Raw genomic sequence first — 17,977 nt, 5'->3', positions numbered from 1 at the left:
TCAGACAATAGACTTTTGATGAACATCAATACCACAGCATGTTTCAATCATAACTTCCATAATAAAAACCTCCGATTCTATCATTGAACAATAGAAAAAGAGGTTGTTAGTAATTTTATTTTCACGTTCAAGACGTATTCGAGTTATCTTACGACCCTTGTTTATCCAGTTTTTTGTACAGGCTAGGCAAAGCTCTATTAAACACCACGGATTTGTATTGTTCACCTTAATTATAGTCGGTGATTCTTTTTCTGTCATGAGTTAGCAGGTGAAACCTGCTTAGAGTTTTTTGTCTGAAAAACATAGAAAAAGTCTATTTTTGTTAAAAATCACGCAAAAAAATAAAAATATATCGATTTTCGATAAAAACTGTTGCTAAAGTTGCTATTAACGTCACAAATGTTGTTTTAGTATTAACAATTCTTGCTGACTTGACTTCACATATCTATGGTTACGATACTGTAAATGCAGGTCATTACGGTGTGATTGAGTGGGCGATTGGCAAAGATACAAATACTTGGTTAGTCACAGCTTTGACAATTTTGACAACTTCAGCAATGATTTACGGTCTAACAAAACTAAAACACTTTATCGCAAACTTTACAGTAAAAGATATTTTAGCTGATAAAACATACCTTTTCTTGAAACAAGCTAGCATTTTTACATTTGTTGTCTCATTTCTTCAAAATACTTTATCGACATCAATGCACCAAGCTCATGTTATTGTTGACTTTTCAATTTGCAGTTACTTTGTCCTTGCTTTTCTACTTGTTAAATACCTACGCTCACGTCACATGGCTTAGCCCTAAAATCATTATCATCTTACCAATTATCAATTAAAAACCAGAGGAGAAAAATGATGAAAAGCGATACTAAAACATTTAAATACATTTTAAACTTTGTAACTTTCTTATACGGCGTAAATATTTTTGGAATAGTTGCACTTGTAGCAGGTGGGATTCTTTCACTATTTTTAAGTAACAGTTCATTTGTCGGCCAACATGGATTTAGCAACGGTTGGAGTTTTACGCTAATGAGTGGAACATTTGATTATGTATCTTTACTGACAATGTTGTATAGTACTGTTATGATGTTCTTGCTTCTAGGAACAATCCGTAAATTTTTGAAGAACTTAATTGCAGATGAAATTTTTATTACAGAAAATGTCACACTAGCTAAACGTGCAAGTCTCTTCTTGCTTTTGGCTTCATTTGATGGTGGTTCTGAAGTAGTACTTGCTGTTAATGGATCTGGTTTCATCAATTTAACATTTATCTTTGCTGCACTTCTTATTTGGGTGTTTGCAAAACTTCTTGAAAAAGCTGTTGTTTTATCGCTGAAGAAAATGAATTTACGATTTAGTTGAAGGAGATTTGAGATGGGTAAAAAATTGAAAAAAGCAGTTATGGTACTTGTCGCAGTATTTGCTCTTGTCACAGTAGCTTCTACAATTGTAAATAATAGTGAGTTTGTTACATGTGGATATGTTAATATTGATGATGAAAATGATAAAGTAGAAAAGCAGTCGTTGGAAGAGTTTATTCAAACACATCACACACCATTTTCTAAAACCATAATAAAAAATGATGACTAGGAGGTAGTCATATGATTCAAATTAATCTTGATGTTGAACTAGCAAAACGTAAAATGAAATCAGGAGAGTTGGGAGAGCATGTTGGTATTACCAATGCCAATCTATCAATTCTTAAAACAGGGAAGGCAAAAGCAGTTCGCTTAACGACCTTGGACGCTATTTGCCGTGAATTAGGTTGTCAACCTGGTGATATTTTAGAATATATTCCTGATGAAGAATAAAAAAGCTGAAGTCCAGATTCGGATTTCAGCTTTTTTGTGTGGATTTTTTTATCCTTCGATATATTCTTTTAGTTCTTGTCCTTTTAAGCTTGCGTTTAAGGCGATGAGAAGTTTTAGGCGGGCTTTTTGGGCGTTAAGTTCTTTGACAAACATAACACCAGCGTTTGCAAGTTGAACGCCACCGCCGTCGTATGCATAAACAGGCTCTGCAATACCGTTAAAGCAGCGTGAGACGAGGACAACTGGAACGCCTTGCTTGATGAGGTCATAGATTTCTTCAGCAGCGCGTGGTGGCATATTCCCAGCACCGAGCGCTTCGATAACAACACCTTGAACATTGCTTGGATTTAAGAAACTGATGATACCGTCGCCCCCCATACCGGCATATGCTCTGATGATTGGAACAGTACCAGAAATATCTTGTAAATCAAAACGAACACGCGGCTCAGCAGTTCTGAAAAATAGGATATCGTGTTTCATGATGATTCCTAGTGGTCCATGAATTGGTGTTTTAAAGGTTGAAACATTAGTTGTGTGTGTTTTTGTCACGTATTTTGCTGCGTGAATTTCATCGTTCATAACCACTAAAACACCTTTTCCAACGGCTTTATCATGGCTTGCAACATGAAGAGCACTGAGGTAGTTATAAACCCCGTCACTTCCTAGTTCGTTTGAGGAACGCATGGCACCTGTAAGGACGATTGGAATATTTGGAACTTCCATTGTATCAAGGAAATAAGCTGTTTCTTCAAGCGTATCAGTACCGTGAGTAATAACAACACCATCGAAATTATCAGCTTCTTCTTTAATTTTTTGGTAAAGTTTTAGCATATGTTTTGGGGTAATGTGCGGGCTAGGCACATTAAAAAAATCAAGTGCAGTCACTTGAATGTTATCAAGATTGACACCGACATGGTTCATCGGATTATCATTTTCAGGACGAACATGACCAGCTTCGTCAGCCTGCATTGAAATAGTTCCACCAGTATGTAGAACAAGGATTTTTTTCATGACAATCAAACTTCCTTTTAAAATTGTGATATAATCTATTTTAACATAAAGAAGGAAGGCGAGAAATGCTTTGTCAATAAAAGCAGTTTTTTTTGATATAGACGGAACACTTTTAAACGACCGTAAAAATGTCCAGCTATCAACGCAAAAAGCCATTAAAAGTCTGAAAAGACAAGGAATATTTGTTGGAGTGGCAACGGGACGTGGTCCTGGTTTTGTTCAACCCTATCTTGAAAATCTTGGTTTAGACTTTGCCATTACCTATAACGGACAATACATTTTTACTCGAGATCAGGTGCTTTATCATAAACAGATGCCGGTCTCAACGGTTTATCGTTTGATTCGTTATGCAAATGACCATCGTCGCGAAATTTCTTTGGGTACCGCGTCTGGCTTAGTTGGATCACGCATCATTGGTATTGGGACAAGTCGTTTTGGACAAATTGTGAGTACAATTGTGCCAAAGCGTTGGGCAAAAGCAGTAGAGAGAAGTTTTAAGCATTTTATCCGACGGTTTAAACCGCAAAATTTAAATACGTTATTGGCAATCATGCGTCAGCCTGTTTATCAAGTTGTTCTTGTAGCAACTGAGAGTGAAACGGCTGATATTCAAAACGCCTTTCCTTATATCAAGGTGACACGTAGTAGCCCTTATTCAGCAGATTTAATTTCAAAAGGGCAATCAAAAATTAAAGGTGTTGAACGACTTGGGGATATATTTGGCTTTACTTTAGATGAGGTCATGGCGTTTGGTGATTCTGACAACGACATGGAGATGTTGTCTGGAGTTGGTATTGGTGTTGCCATGGGAAATGCAGAAGAAGCTGTTAAAGAAGCTGCTACTTACACGACTGACTCTAATAATAACAACGGTATTTCAAAAGCATTAGCGCATTATGGTTTGATTCATGTTAAAGTCGGAGAAAGATTTGATAGTCAAGATGACAACTTTAACAAGGTCAAAGATTTCCACCATCAAATGGATGGGGAGACTTGCGAAGTACCAAGGTTATACGGACTTGAAGAAGCAGATCATCGTTCTGATTTTAAAGTGGAAGAAATTGTTGAATTCTTATATGCAACAAGCAAGGGGAATCCACAAGCTTTCAAACAATCAATTTCTAATTTGCACGAAGCTGTTGATAAGGCTGTTCAAAAAGTTGAAAGTAAAGAACACCCAGAAACATCACTTGTCGGTCAAGTGGATGCTTTGACAGATCTTTTATACCTTACTTATGGTTCATTTGTTTTAATGGGAGTTGATCCAAAACCATTCTTTGAAATTGTTCACGAATCCAATATGGGAAAACTATTCCCTGATGGTCAAGCGCATTTTGATCCTGTCACACATAAAATTTTAAAACCAGATGACTGGGAAGAAAAATTCGCTCCAGAACCTGCTATTAAGCGTGAGCTTGATCGCCAAATTCAAAAATCACTTAATCGTAAAAAAAGAAATCAAGCTAGTCATTAGACCAACTTGGTTTTTTTCGTAGTTTAGTTATAGAATAGTTGATTAAAAATTATTATTAAAGAGAATTGATATTAATCAAGACTTAGAATGTTTTTTCGCTATCGCGAACAACTAGTAAATCGACTTTTGCATGACGCATGATGTATTCTGATGAAGAACCGATGAGGAGTCGTTCAAATGTGTTAAGACCAGTAGCCCCAACCATAATTAAATCAGCTCCTTCTTTGTCAGGAATATCACGTGCTAAGAGAGTCTTAGGATTACCAAATTCAATGACTTGTTTGACTTTAGTTAAACCTTTGTCGCGAGCTTGTTTTTCATAGTCATCCAACACTTCTTTTGCTTCTTGTTCAAGTTTTTCATAAACATAAGTGTCAAAAGTTGCAACACTTTGAAGTGCGCGTGTATCAATGATGTGTGTAAGTAGTAACTCTGCGTCGTTACGCAGTGCAATGTTTACCCCTTTTTCAAAAGCCAATTCTGATTCGTAAGAACCATCAATGGCAACTAGGATTTTTTCATAATGATGTGACATAAGCTGCCTCCTTAATTATGCTAGCAAGAGCGTAAAATCAAGCGAAAACATAGGACTGGTAAGAAATCTTGGTTTATCGAGAACTAAGGTTAGTTATCCGTCTGTTGTTAAAACGTAACAACATTTCGCATTCCAAACTTCCTGCCCATATCAATAATTTTAATAAGCTAGACGGGATAAGATAAGATATCGATAAACGCTTACATTTATCTAAAGAAATATCCCTAAAGGTATTATAACCTATTTGTCTTAAAAATGAAAGCGTTTAAGGAATTTTTCTGAATATTTTTGCTATAATAGAAAAAGCGAGGAGAAATATAGTTAGAGGTTATGAGGAAAGTTTTAAAAGATTTTAGAAAAAATAAAGAATCCTATCTTTTGAGAGCAGGTCTGTTTCAATTAGTTTTAACGACTATCGGAGCTTACATGCTTCCCTTAATTTTTAAAATGCTTGTGATTCATTCTCGAGTTCCAGCGATAAATATCGATTATGTTAACTCTTTCTTGACTAATCTGCTTTTACTAGTTGCACTTTTGGTTCATCTTTTCTTGTTAGCATTCTTAGCTTATCTCGAACTCTCTGTGCTAGTTGAAGTCATTTGCCATAAAGAATTGAAATGGCAATTTTTAAGATCTTCTTTAAAAGAAAAAAGTAAAAAATTTTCAAAAACAATTTCTGGTAAGCATTTTTTCGCATTTCTAAGCTATTTAGCCTTATTGGTTCCGTTTTTGCGCTTTTTAGTGGCAGCGTCTTTTTTGGAAAATCTTTACATTCCAAGCTTTATGACATGGGTATCGCAAGCACATGATTATCTTAAATTATCAGTTTGTGCTTTCTATCTTGTCTTTAGTTACCTTAATCTCCGTTTTATTTATACCATTCCGCTTGCGGTCACAAATGAAAGCCAACATTTTGGTTGGTGCATGAAAGAATCATTGAGCTTGACGCGTGGTAAGAAGATTTTTAGAGCTTTTGGGATTGTTTTTATAGGCTTAGCTATCCTACTTGGTATGGGACTTCTTAGTGGCATGGTAGTTGTTTTGGCTAGCTTAATTGATGGCGGAGCTAGAAGTTTTTGGGGAACAGCACTATTTTTGATAGTCATTTGGCTGATATTTTTTGCAGGTCGATTACTGTTTAAACTATTTTCTATGTCTTATTTGGCGAAAACAATAGAAAACGATGATTGTGTGACAAATTCTCAAAACGAACATAGCATGTTAGTTTTAGCAGGAGTGTGTTTACTCGTTTTTGGTCTTGGTTTTGCCTATAATGCCTTAAAAGCTACAGGAAAACAAGCACATGACGTGACTGTTGTTGGTCATCGCGGAATGTCACCTAAAGGTGTTGAAAATTCTATTGAATCTCTTGAAGCGGCAGCAAGAGCTGGAGCAGATTATTCAGAGTTGGATATCGTCTTGTCAAAAGACGGTCAGTTTATTGTCAGCCACGATGATAACCTCAAACGTCTGACTGGTAAAGACATCACTATTTCAAACTCTAAGGCTAAAGAAGTCATTGGTTTAAAAACTAAGCAGGGAAGCCACAATTCACAAATTGCATCTTTTGATGACTATGTTGCTAAAGCTAAGCAATTAGGAACAAAACTTTTGGTTGAGCTAAAAACAACTGGCAATGAGCCAGATAACTATACCCAACTTTTTGTTAATAAAATGAAATCACTAAAAATTGACAAGTCTTCTTTGGTCATGTCATCTAATTTGCAGGCTGCAGAGAAAGTGAAAAAGATTGCTCCAAACTTGACAGTCGGGCACACCATTTCATTTCAAGTTGGTGATTCTTTGAGTCCTAAAATGGATTTTTATGCGATTGAAGACTTCTCATATAACGAATATTTAGCGCACAAAGTTCATCAAAATGGTAAGAAAATTTTTGTCTGGACGGTCAATTCAAAAGATGACATTGAAAGGTACCTGAAGACTAGTGCTGATCGTGTTATTACGGACTACACAAGTTCAGTTAGAAAGGTTCAAAAAGACCTTACATCGGATGTCAGTTATCTTGATTATTTTTTGCAAATTATGAATCTTTCTTGGATTGAAAATTTATAAAGGAAAGTTTATAATATTTGAGACGAGGTATAATCTATGAAAATATTTGATAAATCTTCAAAGCTAGAACATGTGGCGTACGACATTCGTGGGCCGATTCTTGATGAAGCTGATCGTATGATTGCCAACGGTGAAAAAATTCTTCGCCTTAACACAGGAAATCCAGCTGCCTTTGGTTTTCAAGCTCCAGACGAGGTTATCCGCGATTTGATTGCGCATGCCCGTAGCAGTGAAGGCTATTCTGATAGTAAAGGGATTTTTTCTGCTCGTAAAGCTATCATGCAATATTGTCAGCTAAAAGGTTTTCCACATGTGGATATCGATGATATTTATCTAGGAAATGGTGTTTCTGAGCTTATCTCAATGTCACTTCAAGCTCTTCTTGATGATGGTGATGAAGTTTTAGTGCCAATGCCTGACTATCCATTATGGACAGCTTGTGTGAGTCTTGCAGGTGGTAATGCAGTGCATTACCTTTGTGATGAAAAAGCAAACTGGTATCCAGATATCGATGATATCAAATCAAAAATCACCTCAAATACCAAAGCTATTGTTATTATCAATCCTAACAACCCAACAGGAGCTTTGTATCCAGATGATTTGCTAAAAGAGATTGTAGAAATCGCCCGTCAAAATGACTTGATTATCTTTGCGGATGAAATCTATGACCGATTAGTAATGGATGGTAAGAAACACACCGCTATTGCAAGCTTGGCACCAGATGTTTTCTGTGTGTCTATGAATGGTTTATCAAAATCACACCGAATCTGTGGTTTCCGTGTTGGTTGGATGGTTCTATCAGGCCCTAAACATAATGTGAAGGGTTATATTGAAGGGCTTAACATGTTAGCTAACATGCGTCTTTGCGCTAATGTATTGGGACAAAATGTTGTTCAAACGTCTCTTGGTGGCTATCAATCAGTTGATGAACTGTTGATTCCTGGAGGACGTATCTACGAACAACGTAACTTCATTTATAAAGCTGTTAATGAAGTACCTGGTTTGTCTGCTGTAAAACCAGAGGCAGGACTTTACATCTTCCCTAAAATTGATCGAGACATGTATCAGATTGATGATGATGAGCAGTTCTGTTTGGAACTGTTAAAACAAGAAAAAGTCATGTTGGTTCCAGGTAAAGGCTTTAACTGGACTGAACCTGACCACTTCCGAATTGTATATTTGCCACGTGTTGAAGAATTGGCAGAAGTTCAAGAAAAATTAACACGTGTTCTTAGTCAATATAAACGTTAAGACCTAGTCGTTAGAACGGTGTCGTATTTTGCTTTGATAAGGCTTTACATACGAACGTTCTAATGATTTTTTTTTGATTAAATTAAATTTAAAGAGTATGCGCTTACAAAATTATCAGAAGATAAAGAAATTTTCAGATAATTGTTTGCAAAATAAGGGTTCCTTTGATATAATTGTAACGCAAATAACGCAAAGGAAGTAGAAAATGCCGAATTTATTAGAAAAAACTAGAAAGATTACGTCAATTTTGCAACGCTCAGTTGATAGCCTTGATACCGAATTACCATATAACACAATGGCTGCTCAACTTGCTGATATCATTGACTGTAACTCTTGCATCATCGACGGAGGAGGAAACCTTCTTGGTTATGCAATGAAGTATAAAACAAATACTGACCGTGTTGAAGAGTTCTTTCAAGCGAAACAGTTCCCTGAAGAATACGTAAAAGCGGTTAGTCGTGTTTACGATACTGAAGCTAACTTGTCTGTAGATAATGATTTGACAATCTTCCCAGTTGAATCAAAAGATATTTACCCTGATGGATTAACAACTATCGCTCCAATCTACGGTGGTGGTATGCGTCTTGGATCTCTTATCATTTGGCGTAATGATAAAGAATTTTCAGAAGATGATTTAATCCTTGTCGAAATCGCCTCTACAGTAGTTGGTATCCAATTACTTAACCTTCAAACTGAAAACCTTGAAGAAACAATTCGTAAACAAACAGCTGTTAACATGGCGATTAACACACTATCTTACTCAGAAATGAAAGCAGTATCTGCTATTTTGGGTGAATTGGATGGTACAGAAGGTCGTTTGACTGCATCTGTTATCGCTGACCGTATTGGTATTACACGTTCTGTTATCGTTAATGCTCTACGTAAATTGGAATCAGCAGGAATTATCGAAAGCCGTTCATTGGGTATGAAAGGTACTTACCTTAAAGTCATCAATGAAGGTATCTTTGATAAATTAAAGGAATATAATTAATGACAAAAGCTCTTATTTCAATTGATTATACCTACGATTTTGTAGCTGACGATGGTAAATTGACTGCTGGAAAACCAGCGCAAGCTATTGAAGATGATATTGTCCGAGTAACTAAAGAAGCGTATGAAGCTGGAGACTATATCTTCTTTGCCATTGATGCTCATGATGAAGGTGATGATTTTCATCCAGAAGCAAAATTGTTCCCGCCACATAATATCAAGGGGACAAGTGGACGTGATTTGTATGGTAAACTAGCCGACTTGTATGAAACAATCCAGTCAGATCAACGTGTCTTTTGGATGGATAAACGTCATTATTCAGCTTTTTCAGGGACTGATTTAGATATTCGACTCCGTGAACGTCGTATCACAACAGTAGTTTTGACAGGTGTTCTGACGGATATTTGTGTATTACACACAGCTATTGATGCCTATAATCTTGGGTATGATATTGAGATTCCTGCTGCGGCAGTAGCGAGCTTAACACAAGAAAATCATCAGTTTGCTTTAAATCATTTCAAAAATGTTTTAGGTGCAAAGATTATTTAAGTTGAAAGAAGTGGATGACCACTTCTTTTTTTGCTTTAGAAGAAAAGTGTGAAAAATTCTCTGGAAAGAGCTTTCTCGCTTTCTTTTACATGTTAAAGAAAAGTAAAATGTGGTATAATTTTAGGGACTATATTGTCAATTTGGTTTACGATTTAAAATAATCAAGGAGAGATAGAGATGAAAATTTCTGAAGAAGAAGTTCGTCATGTGGCAAATCTGTCAAAATTGTCATTTTCTGATGAAGAAACAACAGAATTTGCGACAACTTTGTCTAAGATTGTAGATATGGTAGAACTCTTGAATGAAGTTGATACAGAGGGAGTCCCTGTAACAACGACAATGGCAGATCGTAAGACTGTTATGCGTGAAGACGTTGCAGTAGCTGGTGATGATCGTGATGAGCTCTTTAAAAACGTGCCTCAATCTGAAAATTACTATATTAAAGTGCCTGCTATCTTAGAAGACGGAGGAGATGCATAATGTCATTTAATACAAAATCAATTGATGAGTTGCACAATCTTCTTGTCAATAAAGAAATCTCAGCAGTTGAATTAACAAAAGCAACACTTGAAGACATTAAAGAACGTGAAGTAGCTGTTGATTCTTTCATCACTGTTTCTGAAGAAGCTGCGCTTGCACAAGCAGCTGCAATCGATGAAAAAGGAATTGACGCTGATAATGTGATGTCAGGTATTCCTTTGGCAGTTAAAGATAACATTTCAACTCGTGGAATTTTGACAACTGCAGCATCTAAAATGCTTTATAACTACGAACCAATTTTTGATGCGACAGCTGTTGAAAAACTTTACGGTAAAGATATGGTTGTTATCGGTAAAACAAACATGGACGAATTTGCCATGGGTGGTTCTACTGAAACATCATACTTCAAGAAAACTAAAAACGCTTGGGACCAAACTAAAGTTCCTGGTGGATCATCTGGTGGTTCTGCAACTGCAGTAGCTTCTGGTCAAGTTCGTTTGTCACTTGGTTCTGATACTGGTGGTTCTATTCGCCAACCTGCAGCCTTCAATGGTGTTGTTGGTTTGAAACCAACTTACGGACGTGTTTCACGTTTTGGTTTGATTGCATTTGGTAGCTCACTTGACCAAATTGGACCATTTGCCCAAACAGTTAAAGAAAATGCACAATTGTTGAACGTAATTGCTGGTCACGATGCTAAAGATGCTACTTCATCTGACCGTGAAGTTTCTGATTTCACTAGTAAAATCGGTCAAGATATTAAAGGTATGAAGATTGCTCTTCCAAAAGAATATCTTGGTGAAGGTATCGACCCAGAAGTTAAAGAAACAATTCTTAAAGCTGCTAAACACTTTGAAAAACTTGGTGCAACTGTTGAAGAAGTTAGTCTTCCACACAGTAAATATGGTGTAGCTGTTTACTATATCATTGCATCATCAGAAGCATCTTCAAACTTGCAACGTTTTGATGGTATCCGTTATGGTTATCGTACAGAAAACTACAGCAACCTTGAAGATATCTACGTTAACACACGTAGCGAAGGATTTGGTGATGAAGTTAAGCGTCGTATTATGCTTGGGACATTTAGCTTGTCATCAGGTTACTACGATGCTTACTTCAAAAAAGCAGGTCAAGTTCGTACATTGATTATCCGTGATTTTGAAAAAATCTTTGCTGACTATGACCTTATCTTAGGTCCTACAGCTCCAAGCGTAGCATTTGGCTTAGATACACTTAATCACGACCCTGTTTCTATGTATTTGGCTGATATTTTGACAATTCCTGTAAACTTGGCTGGTCTTCCAGGTATTTCAATTCCTGCTGGATTTGCTCAAGGTCTTCCAGTTGGTATGCAATTGATTGGTCCAAAATACAGTGAAGAAACAATCTATCAAGCTGCAGCTGCATTTGAAGCAACAACTGATTATCACAAACAACAACCCGTTATTTTTGGAGGTGACAAATAATGAACTTTGAAACAGTCATCGGGCTTGAAGTCCACGTTGAGTTGAATACTAATTCAAAGATTTTTTCACCGACATCAACACATTTTGGTAACGACCAAAATACAAACACAAACGTTATCGACTGGTCATTCCCAGGTGTTCTTCCTGTTATGAACAAAGGTGTTATCGATGCTGGTATTAAAGCAGCGCTAGCCCTTAACATGGACATTCACCAAAACATGCACTTTGACCGCAAAAACTATTTCTATCCTGATAATCCAAAAGCTTACCAAATTTCACAATTTGATGAACCAATTGGATATAACGGTTGGATTGAAATTGAACTTGAAGATGGTTCAACTAAGAAAATTCGTATCGAACGTGCTCACTTGGAAGAAGACGCTGGTAAAAACACTCACGGTACTGATGGTTACTCATATGTTGACCTTAACCGTCAAGGTGTGCCACTTATTGAAATCGTATCTGAAGCTGATATGCGTTCACCAGAAGAAGCCTACGCTTACCTAACTGCTCTTAAAGAAGTTATCCAATACACTGGTATTTCTGATGTTAAGATGGAAGAAGGTTCTATGCGTGTGGATGCCAACATTTCTCTTCGTCCTTACGGTCAAGAAGAATTTGGTACAAAAGCTGAATTGAAGAACTTGAATTCATTTAACAACGTTCGTAAAGGTCTTATCTACGAGCAAAAACGTCAAGCACAAGTGCTTCGTTCAGGTGGTCAAATTCAACAAGAAACACGTCGTTACGATGAGTCAACTGGTGAAACAATCTTGATGCGTGTTAAAGAAGGTGCATCAGATTACCGTTACTTCCCAGAACCAGATCTACCACTTTACGAAGTGTCTGACGAATGGATTGAAGAAATGCGTCAAACTCTTCCAGAGTTTCCAAAAGAACGTCGTGCTAAATACATTAATGAATTTGGTTTGACAGCTTATGATGCTGCTCAATTAACTGCAACAAAATCAACTTCTGACTTCTTTGAAAGTGCCGTTGCTCTTGGTGGAGATGCTAAACACGTTTCTAACTGGTTGCAAGGTGAAGTGGCTCAATTCCTTAACAGCTCAAACAAAACACTTTCTGAAATCTTGTTAACACCAGAAAACCTTGTTGAAATGCTTGCTATCATCGCTGATGGTACCATTTCATCAAAAATTGCCAAGAAAGTCTTTGTTCACTTGGCTAAAAATGGTGGTTCTGCGCGTGAATACGTTGAAAAAGCTGGTTTAGTTCAAATTTCTGACCCTGCAGTGCTTATCCCAATCATCCACCAAGTCTTTGAAGACAATGAAGCTGCCGTTGCTGACTTCAAGTCAGGTAAACGTAATGCTGACAAAGCCTTTACTGGATTCTTGATGAAAGCTACAAAAGGTAAAGCTAACCCACAAGTTGCCCTTAAATTGTTGGCACAAGAGTTGGCAAAATTGAAAGAAGACTAAGTAGAATAAGTCATTAAAAATCATCCTTCGGGGTGATTTTTTTTCTTGTCAAAAATTAATAGAATTTTTAGAAAGATTACTTTGTAAAAAGTTGCTGTGATAGTGTTTTTTATCAATTTTAAATGTGTTATACTTGGTTCTGGATTTTTTATTGGTAAGGTGAACAATGTAAAAATGAGTAAAAATGTAAAAGGAAGTTTGATGGTGCTTATCGCAGGCACTGCATGGGGAATTTCTGGTGTTTCTGGGCAATATTTAATGGCTCATGGCATGAATGTTGATTTATTATCTTGTGTGCGCCTGATTATCTCTGGGGTGATAATGACGGCAATTGCGGCGCTAAATCAGCGAGAGACTTTTATTAAGGCTGTAACGTCCTTAAAGACACTTGGCAGCATTGCTATTTTTTCTTTGATTGGTCTTGTGATGAATCAATATGCTTATCTAAGAGCGATTGAAAGTACAAACGCAGGTACAGCAACGGTTATCCAGTACATGGCGCCGATTCTTGTGTTGGCGTATGTGTCTGTGAGAAAAAAACAGTTACCAAGAGGAAGCGAAATTTTAGCGATTATCTTAGCAATTTTGGGGACTTTTGTCATTGCAACACACGGTCATCTTGATGGGCTAGCAATCACTTTAGAAGGTTTTGCATGGGGATTATTTTCTGCGGTAACCTATTCGTTTTATATTATTTTGCCAGCAAAATTGATTCGTGAGTTTGACAGTTTCACGGTGATTGGTCTTGGAATGCTTATGGGTGGCGTTACTTTTCCAATTTTGGTAAACCCATGGCAATATAAGTTGGTGCTAAATCCTGGGAATTTGCTAGGTCTGTTTGGAATTATCATCGTTGGTACAGTTTTTGCGTATAGTTTGTTCTTGATGGGGACTTGTATTATCGGTCCAGTCAAAGGAAGTCTACTTGCAGCCATCGAGCCAGTTTCATCTGTCTTTTTCTCAGTAACTGTCATGCATGAAATTTTTTACCCAATGGATTTTCTTGGAATGATTTTCATCATTGCAGCAGTTATTTTGATTTCGCTACGTGATTTGGTTGTGGTGAATAAACAAATACATCAATAATGATTTAGAAGTTATGGTTGCTTAGGTGCAGTCATAACTTTTTTAGTATTCGTGTAATAAAGAATTTTTAGAAAGATTATTTTATAAAAATATGGTGTTAGAGTCATGACGTCTTTTTGGTAAATGTGTTATACTGGTACTCGCACATTATTGGAGAAGGTGATTAATAACATGAATAAAAATCTTAAAGGAAGCATCATGGTATTCATCGCAGGGATTGCTTGGGGACTTTCTGGGGTCTGCGGGCAATTTTTGATGTCTCGTGGAATGAATGTTAGTCAGTTGATTAGCATGCGTTTGCTGATATCTGGGACTGTGTTGACAGCTATTGCTGCTACAAAATATAGAGAGAACTTGGTGAAAGTCTTGCGTTCAAAAGGAGTACTTGTAGGAATTTTGCTTTTTGCCATACTTGGATTCTTGATGAACCAGTATTCTTACTTAGTGGCAATTGATTATACCAATGCAGGAACAGCGACGGTTTTACAATACATGTCACCGATTGTTGTTTTATTTTTTGTTGCCTTAAAAGAAAGACGAATTCCAGAAATCAATGAGTTTTTAGCCATTTTCTTTGCTGTGCTAGGAACTTTTATCATTGTGACACACGGTCGTCTAGATGGTTTAGCGATTACTCCTAAAGGACTTGTCTTTGGTCTGCTTTCTGCTGTCACAGCAGCTTTTTGTGTTGTTTTGCCGGCAAAATATGTTCGTGAATATGGTAGTTTCCCAGTCATTGGACTTGGGATGCTCATGGGTGGGACAATTTCATTTTTTACAACGCAAGCTTGGCAATACCCACTTGTTTTAAATCAAGGAAACTTGATTGGACTCTTTGGTATCATTGGTATTGGGACAATTCTTAACTACAGTTTATTCTTTATGGGAACAGCAATTATTGGTTCTGTTAAAGGAAGTTTGATGGCGGCAGTTGAGCCGATTTCATCTGTTGTGTTCACAGTTATTCTGATGCATGATGTCTTTTATCCAATGGATTTTCTTGGAATGCTACTGATTATCGTTGCTGTGCTTCTCATCTCACTAAGAGATTTAATAGCATTACGCAGACGATTACGATAATACTTTAGAGTGCTTTGGCACCCTTTTTTTTTGACAGATTTTCAAAAAATGTACAGAAGCGATTGACAAGCAAAAGACTTGAATATATACTATTTTAAGATAAAATTATATTCTATATTACAATAGTAAAAGTAGGTAGGATATGAAAAAATTAGTAACTTCTTTGATTGTTATTGTCGCTATAGCATTATTATTCCTAAATCCTTATTTAGCAATACTTGTTGTGGCGTTGCTTATTTGGTATTTGAAGAAATAGGAGAATAAGATGAAGATTTTGAAAAAGATATTTGGTTTTAAATTCACCGTTTATGTATGGATGATAGCAATTGCTATTTTTGTTTTTATTGGAGCTTACTTCCTTGGAGTTTCAAATAGTAACTCTAAAGGAAATCAAACCACAGAATCATATTCAATGGTAAAATACATTGAAAAGGTGAATCAGGTTGTATTTTTGAATGTAGGAATTCAAAAAATAGATACTATTTCAAACGTCAAAAAAGTGTTTGGTTGGGAAATTCCATATTCTGAGAAAAAAGCAATCATTATTTTAAACTATTCAGCAAAGTTGGGAATTAAGCAACCTGTTTCAATTCAAGAAAATGGTGAGAATAGTTTCACAATTCATATACCAAAATTCGAAGTTATCGGAGTAGAATTAGACCCTGAAAATCCATATACACCATATGATAAAAATGGTGAATTTTTAAGTGCTTCTACAGAAGATGTAGATACAGGGGAAGCTGTTGCTAAAGGATTATCAAGTGATGAGCAAGAAGAATATTTAAAACAATATAAAGAAACAATTCAAGAATCTGCTGAAAATTACTATAATAATTTATTTCAATCAGTATATCCGGATTGCACACTTGAATTTGTTTATGATTAATTACAAATGAGCTCTGCTATTTCATAGTAAGAGCTTTTTCAATTCGCCATATTGTTCTAAATATGTTAAAATGAATAGTAAAATATATTTTTTTGGAGAGTAATTTGAGTATAGACGATTATAGGCCGACCTTCGTGGTTGAGGCAGTTTATGATTTAAGAGCAGATGATTTGTTGCGACATGGGATTCATGCCGTTTTAGTAGATTTGGATAATACTTTGATTGCATGGAATAACCCAGATGGCACACCAGAAGTTCGCACGTGGTTGGATGAAATGACTATGGCGGATATTTCGGTGGTTGTCGTATCAAATAACAGCCATTCGCGTGTGGATCGTGCTGTGTCACGATTTGGTGTAGACTTTGTCAGTCGCGCCATGAAACCTTTCACACGAGGAATTAATATGGCAATCAAGCGTTATGGATTTGACCGTGATGAAGTTATCATGGTTGGTGACCAATTGATGACAGATATTCGTGCGGCTCACCGTGCTGATATTCAGTCTGTTTTGGTAAAACCTTTGGTTAAATCTGATGCTTGGAATACTAAAATTAATCGCTGGCGTGAACGCCGTGTTTGGGCCAAACTTGAAGAAAAATACGGAAAAATTCAATATCAAAAAGGAATTTAATGGAAGAATTATTATGTATTGGCTGTGGTGCCAAAATTCAAACTGAAGATAAAGAACAAGCAGGATACACACCCAAAGCAGCACTTGAAAAAGGACTTGAAACTGGTGAATTGTATTGTCAAAGATGTTTTAGACTACGTCACTATAACGAAATCACTGATGTGCATATCACTGATGATGAATTCTTGAAACTTCTTCACGAAGTTGGTGACAGTGATGCCCTTGTGGTTAATGTTGTGGATATCTTTGATTTCAACGGTTCAGTTATCCCTGGATTGTCACGTTTTGTCTCTGGTAACGACGTCCTACTTGTCGGAAATAAAAAAGACATTTTACCTAAATCAGTCAAAACTGGTAAAGTCACTCAATGGTTGACTGAACGTGCACATGAAGAAGGACTTCGTCCTGTTGATGTTATCTTGACAAGTGCTCAAAACCATCAAGCCATCAAAGACTTGATTGAAAAGATTGAAAAATTGCGCAAAGGTCGTGATGTCTACGTCGTTGGTGTTACAAACGTTGGTAAATCAACACTTATCAATGCGATTATCAAAGAAATCACAGGTGAAAAAGACATTATCACAACATCACGTTTCCCTGGAACAACGCTTGATAAGATTGAAATTCCTTTGGATGATGGTTCTTACATTTTTGACACACCAGGTATCATTCACCGCCATCAAATGGCGCACTACCTTGGCGACAAAAATCTAAAATACATCAGTCCGAAAAAAGAAATCAAGCCAAAAACTTACCAACTTAACCCTGAGCAAACATTGTTCTTAGCTGGTTTGGGACGATTTGATTTTATTTCAGGGGACAAACAAGGTTTCACAGCTTATTTTGATAATAATTTGAAACTTCACCGTACAAAATTAGCTGGTGCAGATGCATTTTACGACAAACACGTTGGAAGTCTTTTGACACCACCAAGTGACAAAGAATTAGCTGAATTTCCAAAACTTGTCCGCCATGAATTTACCATCAAAGATAAAATGGATGTGGTTTATTCAGGACTTGGTTGGATTCGCATTAAAGCATCACAAGCAAAACCAGTGAAGATTGCTGCGTGGGCACCAGAAGGTGTGTCAGTAGTGCTTCGTAAAGCTTTGATTTAAAAAATAAAAAGAAAGGAAGTCTGGCTCAAGCTCTCTTTGAGTTGGACGAGGGCTAGTAGCAGATGATTTTTTAGTGACATTTGATTTTG

At 36.6% G+C, this 17,977-nt stretch carries 19 protein-coding genes; 17 read left to right on the top strand and 2 right to left on the bottom strand.

Going from position 1 to position 17,977, the window contains the following annotated elements:
* Positions 1-431: 431 nt before the first annotated feature.
* Genes HMPREF0819_RS05320 through HMPREF0819_RS05305 form a run of 4 tightly spaced genes read left to right on the top strand, consistent with a single transcriptional unit; the run spans position 432 to position 1,815 of the window.
* On the top strand, positions 432-803 hold the full coding sequence (locus HMPREF0819_RS05320; RefSeq protein ID WP_004233159.1) for a hypothetical protein: 372 nt from the start codon (positions 432-434) through the stop codon (positions 801-803).
* Positions 804-859: 56 nt separating this feature from the next.
* On the top strand, positions 860-1,366 hold the full coding sequence (locus tag HMPREF0819_RS05315) for a DUF2975 domain-containing protein (protein WP_115264980.1): 507 nt from the start codon (positions 860-862) through the stop codon (positions 1,364-1,366).
* A gap of 12 nt (positions 1,367-1,378) precedes the next feature.
* Positions 1,379-1,594, top strand: a complete 216-nt coding sequence (locus HMPREF0819_RS05310) for a hypothetical protein (protein WP_004233156.1) — start codon at positions 1,379-1,381, stop codon at positions 1,592-1,594.
* Positions 1,595-1,605: 11 nt separating this feature from the next.
* Entirely contained in the window at positions 1,606-1,815 is a 210-nt protein-coding gene (locus tag HMPREF0819_RS05305) for a helix-turn-helix domain-containing protein (protein ID WP_004233150.1), read from the top strand.
* A 48-nt stretch (positions 1,816-1,863) separates the two neighbouring features.
* On the opposite strand, the gene HMPREF0819_RS05300 is transcribed toward HMPREF0819_RS05305, so the two are convergent.
* Positions 1,864-2,826 carry an asparaginase gene (locus HMPREF0819_RS05300; RefSeq protein WP_004233149.1) on the bottom strand — a complete coding sequence of 321 codons (963 nt, stop codon included), beginning with the start codon at positions 2,824-2,826 and terminating at the stop codon, positions 1,864-1,866.
* A gap of 70 nt (positions 2,827-2,896) precedes the next feature.
* Here HMPREF0819_RS05300 and HMPREF0819_RS05295 point away from each other — a divergent pair, with 70 nt between their 5' ends.
* Positions 2,897-4,300 (top strand): HAD-IIB family hydrolase, encoded by a 1,404-nt coding sequence (locus tag HMPREF0819_RS05295; RefSeq protein ID WP_004233148.1) that lies wholly within the window; start codon positions 2,897-2,899, stop codon positions 4,298-4,300.
* A gap of 82 nt (positions 4,301-4,382) precedes the next feature.
* On the opposite strand, the gene HMPREF0819_RS05290 is transcribed toward HMPREF0819_RS05295, so the two are convergent.
* The gene (locus HMPREF0819_RS05290; protein WP_004233147.1) at positions 4,383-4,835 is read right to left on the bottom strand and encodes a universal stress protein; all 453 of its coding nucleotides are present in this window, start codon (positions 4,833-4,835) and stop codon (positions 4,383-4,385) included.
* A gap of 330 nt (positions 4,836-5,165) precedes the next feature.
* Here HMPREF0819_RS05290 and HMPREF0819_RS05285 point away from each other — a divergent pair, with 330 nt between their 5' ends.
* The 12 genes from HMPREF0819_RS05285 (at position 5,166) to yqeH (ending at position 17,888) form a co-directional block, all read left to right on the top strand.
* Positions 5,166-6,908 (top strand): glycerophosphodiester phosphodiesterase, encoded by a 1,743-nt coding sequence (locus HMPREF0819_RS05285; protein ID WP_004233144.1) that lies wholly within the window; start codon positions 5,166-5,168, stop codon positions 6,906-6,908.
* 36 nt (positions 6,909-6,944) lie between these two features.
* Complete coding sequence (locus HMPREF0819_RS05280; protein ID WP_004233142.1) at positions 6,945-8,159, top strand: pyridoxal phosphate-dependent aminotransferase; 1,215 nt, start codon at positions 6,945-6,947, stop codon at positions 8,157-8,159.
* Positions 8,160-8,364: 205 nt separating this feature from the next.
* Entirely contained in the window at positions 8,365-9,150 is a 786-nt protein-coding gene (gene codY, locus HMPREF0819_RS05275; protein ID WP_004233140.1) for a GTP-sensing pleiotropic transcriptional regulator CodY, read from the top strand.
* Positions 9,150-9,698 (top strand): cysteine hydrolase family protein, encoded by a 549-nt coding sequence (locus HMPREF0819_RS05270; protein WP_004233137.1) that lies wholly within the window; start codon positions 9,150-9,152, stop codon positions 9,696-9,698. Before codY ends, HMPREF0819_RS05270 begins: the two co-directional genes overlap by 1 nt.
* Before the next feature lie 177 nt (positions 9,699-9,875).
* Positions 9,876-10,178, top strand: a complete 303-nt coding sequence (gene gatC / locus HMPREF0819_RS05265) for an Asp-tRNA(Asn)/Glu-tRNA(Gln) amidotransferase subunit GatC (protein WP_004233135.1) — start codon at positions 9,876-9,878, stop codon at positions 10,176-10,178.
* Positions 10,178-11,644 carry an Asp-tRNA(Asn)/Glu-tRNA(Gln) amidotransferase subunit GatA gene (gene gatA, locus HMPREF0819_RS05260; protein ID WP_004233132.1) on the top strand — a complete coding sequence of 489 codons (1,467 nt, stop codon included), beginning with the start codon at positions 10,178-10,180 and terminating at the stop codon, positions 11,642-11,644. The genes gatC and gatA overlap by 1 nt, the downstream gene beginning before the upstream one ends.
* Positions 11,644-13,086, top strand: coding sequence for an Asp-tRNA(Asn)/Glu-tRNA(Gln) amidotransferase subunit GatB (gene gatB / locus HMPREF0819_RS05255; protein ID WP_004233129.1), 1,443 nt, complete (start codon positions 11,644-11,646; stop codon positions 13,084-13,086). The genes gatA and gatB overlap by 1 nt, the downstream gene beginning before the upstream one ends.
* A 174-nt stretch (positions 13,087-13,260) precedes the next feature.
* A complete protein-coding gene (locus HMPREF0819_RS05250; RefSeq protein ID WP_044023355.1) occupies positions 13,261-14,172 on the top strand; it encodes a DMT family transporter in 912 nt (303 codons plus the stop codon).
* A 171-nt stretch (positions 14,173-14,343) separates the two neighbouring features.
* Positions 14,344-15,252: a DMT family transporter gene (locus tag HMPREF0819_RS05245; RefSeq protein WP_044023354.1), complete on the top strand. Its 909-nt coding sequence runs from the start codon at positions 14,344-14,346 to the stop codon at positions 15,250-15,252.
* 265 nt (positions 15,253-15,517) lie between these two features.
* Positions 15,518-16,138, top strand: a complete 621-nt coding sequence (locus HMPREF0819_RS05240; protein ID WP_004233120.1) for a DUF4230 domain-containing protein — start codon at positions 15,518-15,520, stop codon at positions 16,136-16,138.
* A 104-nt stretch (positions 16,139-16,242) separates the two neighbouring features.
* Positions 16,243-16,770, top strand: coding sequence for a YqeG family HAD IIIA-type phosphatase (locus tag HMPREF0819_RS05235; protein WP_044023353.1), 528 nt, complete (start codon positions 16,243-16,245; stop codon positions 16,768-16,770).
* Entirely contained in the window at positions 16,770-17,888 is a 1,119-nt protein-coding gene (gene yqeH / locus HMPREF0819_RS05230; protein WP_004233116.1) for a ribosome biogenesis GTPase YqeH, read from the top strand. The genes HMPREF0819_RS05235 and yqeH overlap by 1 nt, the downstream gene beginning before the upstream one ends.
* The last annotated feature ends 89 nt before the right edge of the window (positions 17,889-17,977 follow it).

Origin of the sequence: Streptococcus equinus ATCC 9812, assembly GCF_000187265.1 — a bacterium.
Lineage (GTDB): Bacteria > Bacillota > Bacilli > Lactobacillales > Streptococcaceae > Streptococcus > Streptococcus equinus.
Note: the sequence above shows the minus strand (reverse complement) of the source record. Positions and strands in the feature narration are given on the sequence as shown.

Excerpts from the sequence above, each read along its gene's own strand:
- HMPREF0819_RS05310 (WP_004233156.1), top strand. The coding sequence starts at position 1,379 with ATGGGTAAAAAATTGAAAAAAGCAGTTATGGTACTTGTCGCAGTATTT.
- HMPREF0819_RS05315 (WP_115264980.1), top strand. The coding sequence starts at position 860 with ATGAAAAGCGATACTAAAACATTTAAATACATTTTAAACTTTGTAACT.
- gatB (WP_004233129.1), top strand. The coding sequence starts at position 11,644 with ATGAACTTTGAAACAGTCATCGGGCTTGAAGTCCACGTTGAGTTGAAT.
- HMPREF0819_RS05250 (WP_044023355.1), top strand. The coding sequence starts at position 13,261 with ATGAGTAAAAATGTAAAAGGAAGTTTGATGGTGCTTATCGCAGGCACT.
- HMPREF0819_RS05270 (WP_004233137.1), top strand. The coding sequence starts at position 9,150 with ATGACAAAAGCTCTTATTTCAATTGATTATACCTACGATTTTGTAGCT.
- HMPREF0819_RS05300 (WP_004233149.1), bottom strand. The coding sequence starts at position 2,826 with ATGAAAAAAATCCTTGTTCTACATACTGGTGGAACTATTTCAATGCAG.
- HMPREF0819_RS05240 (WP_004233120.1), top strand. The coding sequence starts at position 15,518 with ATGAAGATTTTGAAAAAGATATTTGGTTTTAAATTCACCGTTTATGTA.
- HMPREF0819_RS05280 (WP_004233142.1), top strand. The coding sequence starts at position 6,945 with ATGAAAATATTTGATAAATCTTCAAAGCTAGAACATGTGGCGTACGAC.
- HMPREF0819_RS05305 (WP_004233150.1), top strand. The coding sequence starts at position 1,606 with ATGATTCAAATTAATCTTGATGTTGAACTAGCAAAACGTAAAATGAAA.
- yqeH (WP_004233116.1), top strand. The coding sequence starts at position 16,770 with ATGGAAGAATTATTATGTATTGGCTGTGGTGCCAAAATTCAAACTGAA.
- gatC (WP_004233135.1), top strand. The coding sequence starts at position 9,876 with ATGAAAATTTCTGAAGAAGAAGTTCGTCATGTGGCAAATCTGTCAAAA.
- codY (WP_004233140.1), top strand. The coding sequence starts at position 8,365 with ATGCCGAATTTATTAGAAAAAACTAGAAAGATTACGTCAATTTTGCAA.
- HMPREF0819_RS05285 (WP_004233144.1), top strand. The coding sequence starts at position 5,166 with ATGAGGAAAGTTTTAAAAGATTTTAGAAAAAATAAAGAATCCTATCTT.
- HMPREF0819_RS05290 (WP_004233147.1), bottom strand. The coding sequence starts at position 4,835 with ATGTCACATCATTATGAAAAAATCCTAGTTGCCATTGATGGTTCTTAC.
- gatA (WP_004233132.1), top strand. The coding sequence starts at position 10,178 with ATGTCATTTAATACAAAATCAATTGATGAGTTGCACAATCTTCTTGTC.
- HMPREF0819_RS05245 (WP_044023354.1), top strand. The coding sequence starts at position 14,344 with ATGAATAAAAATCTTAAAGGAAGCATCATGGTATTCATCGCAGGGATT.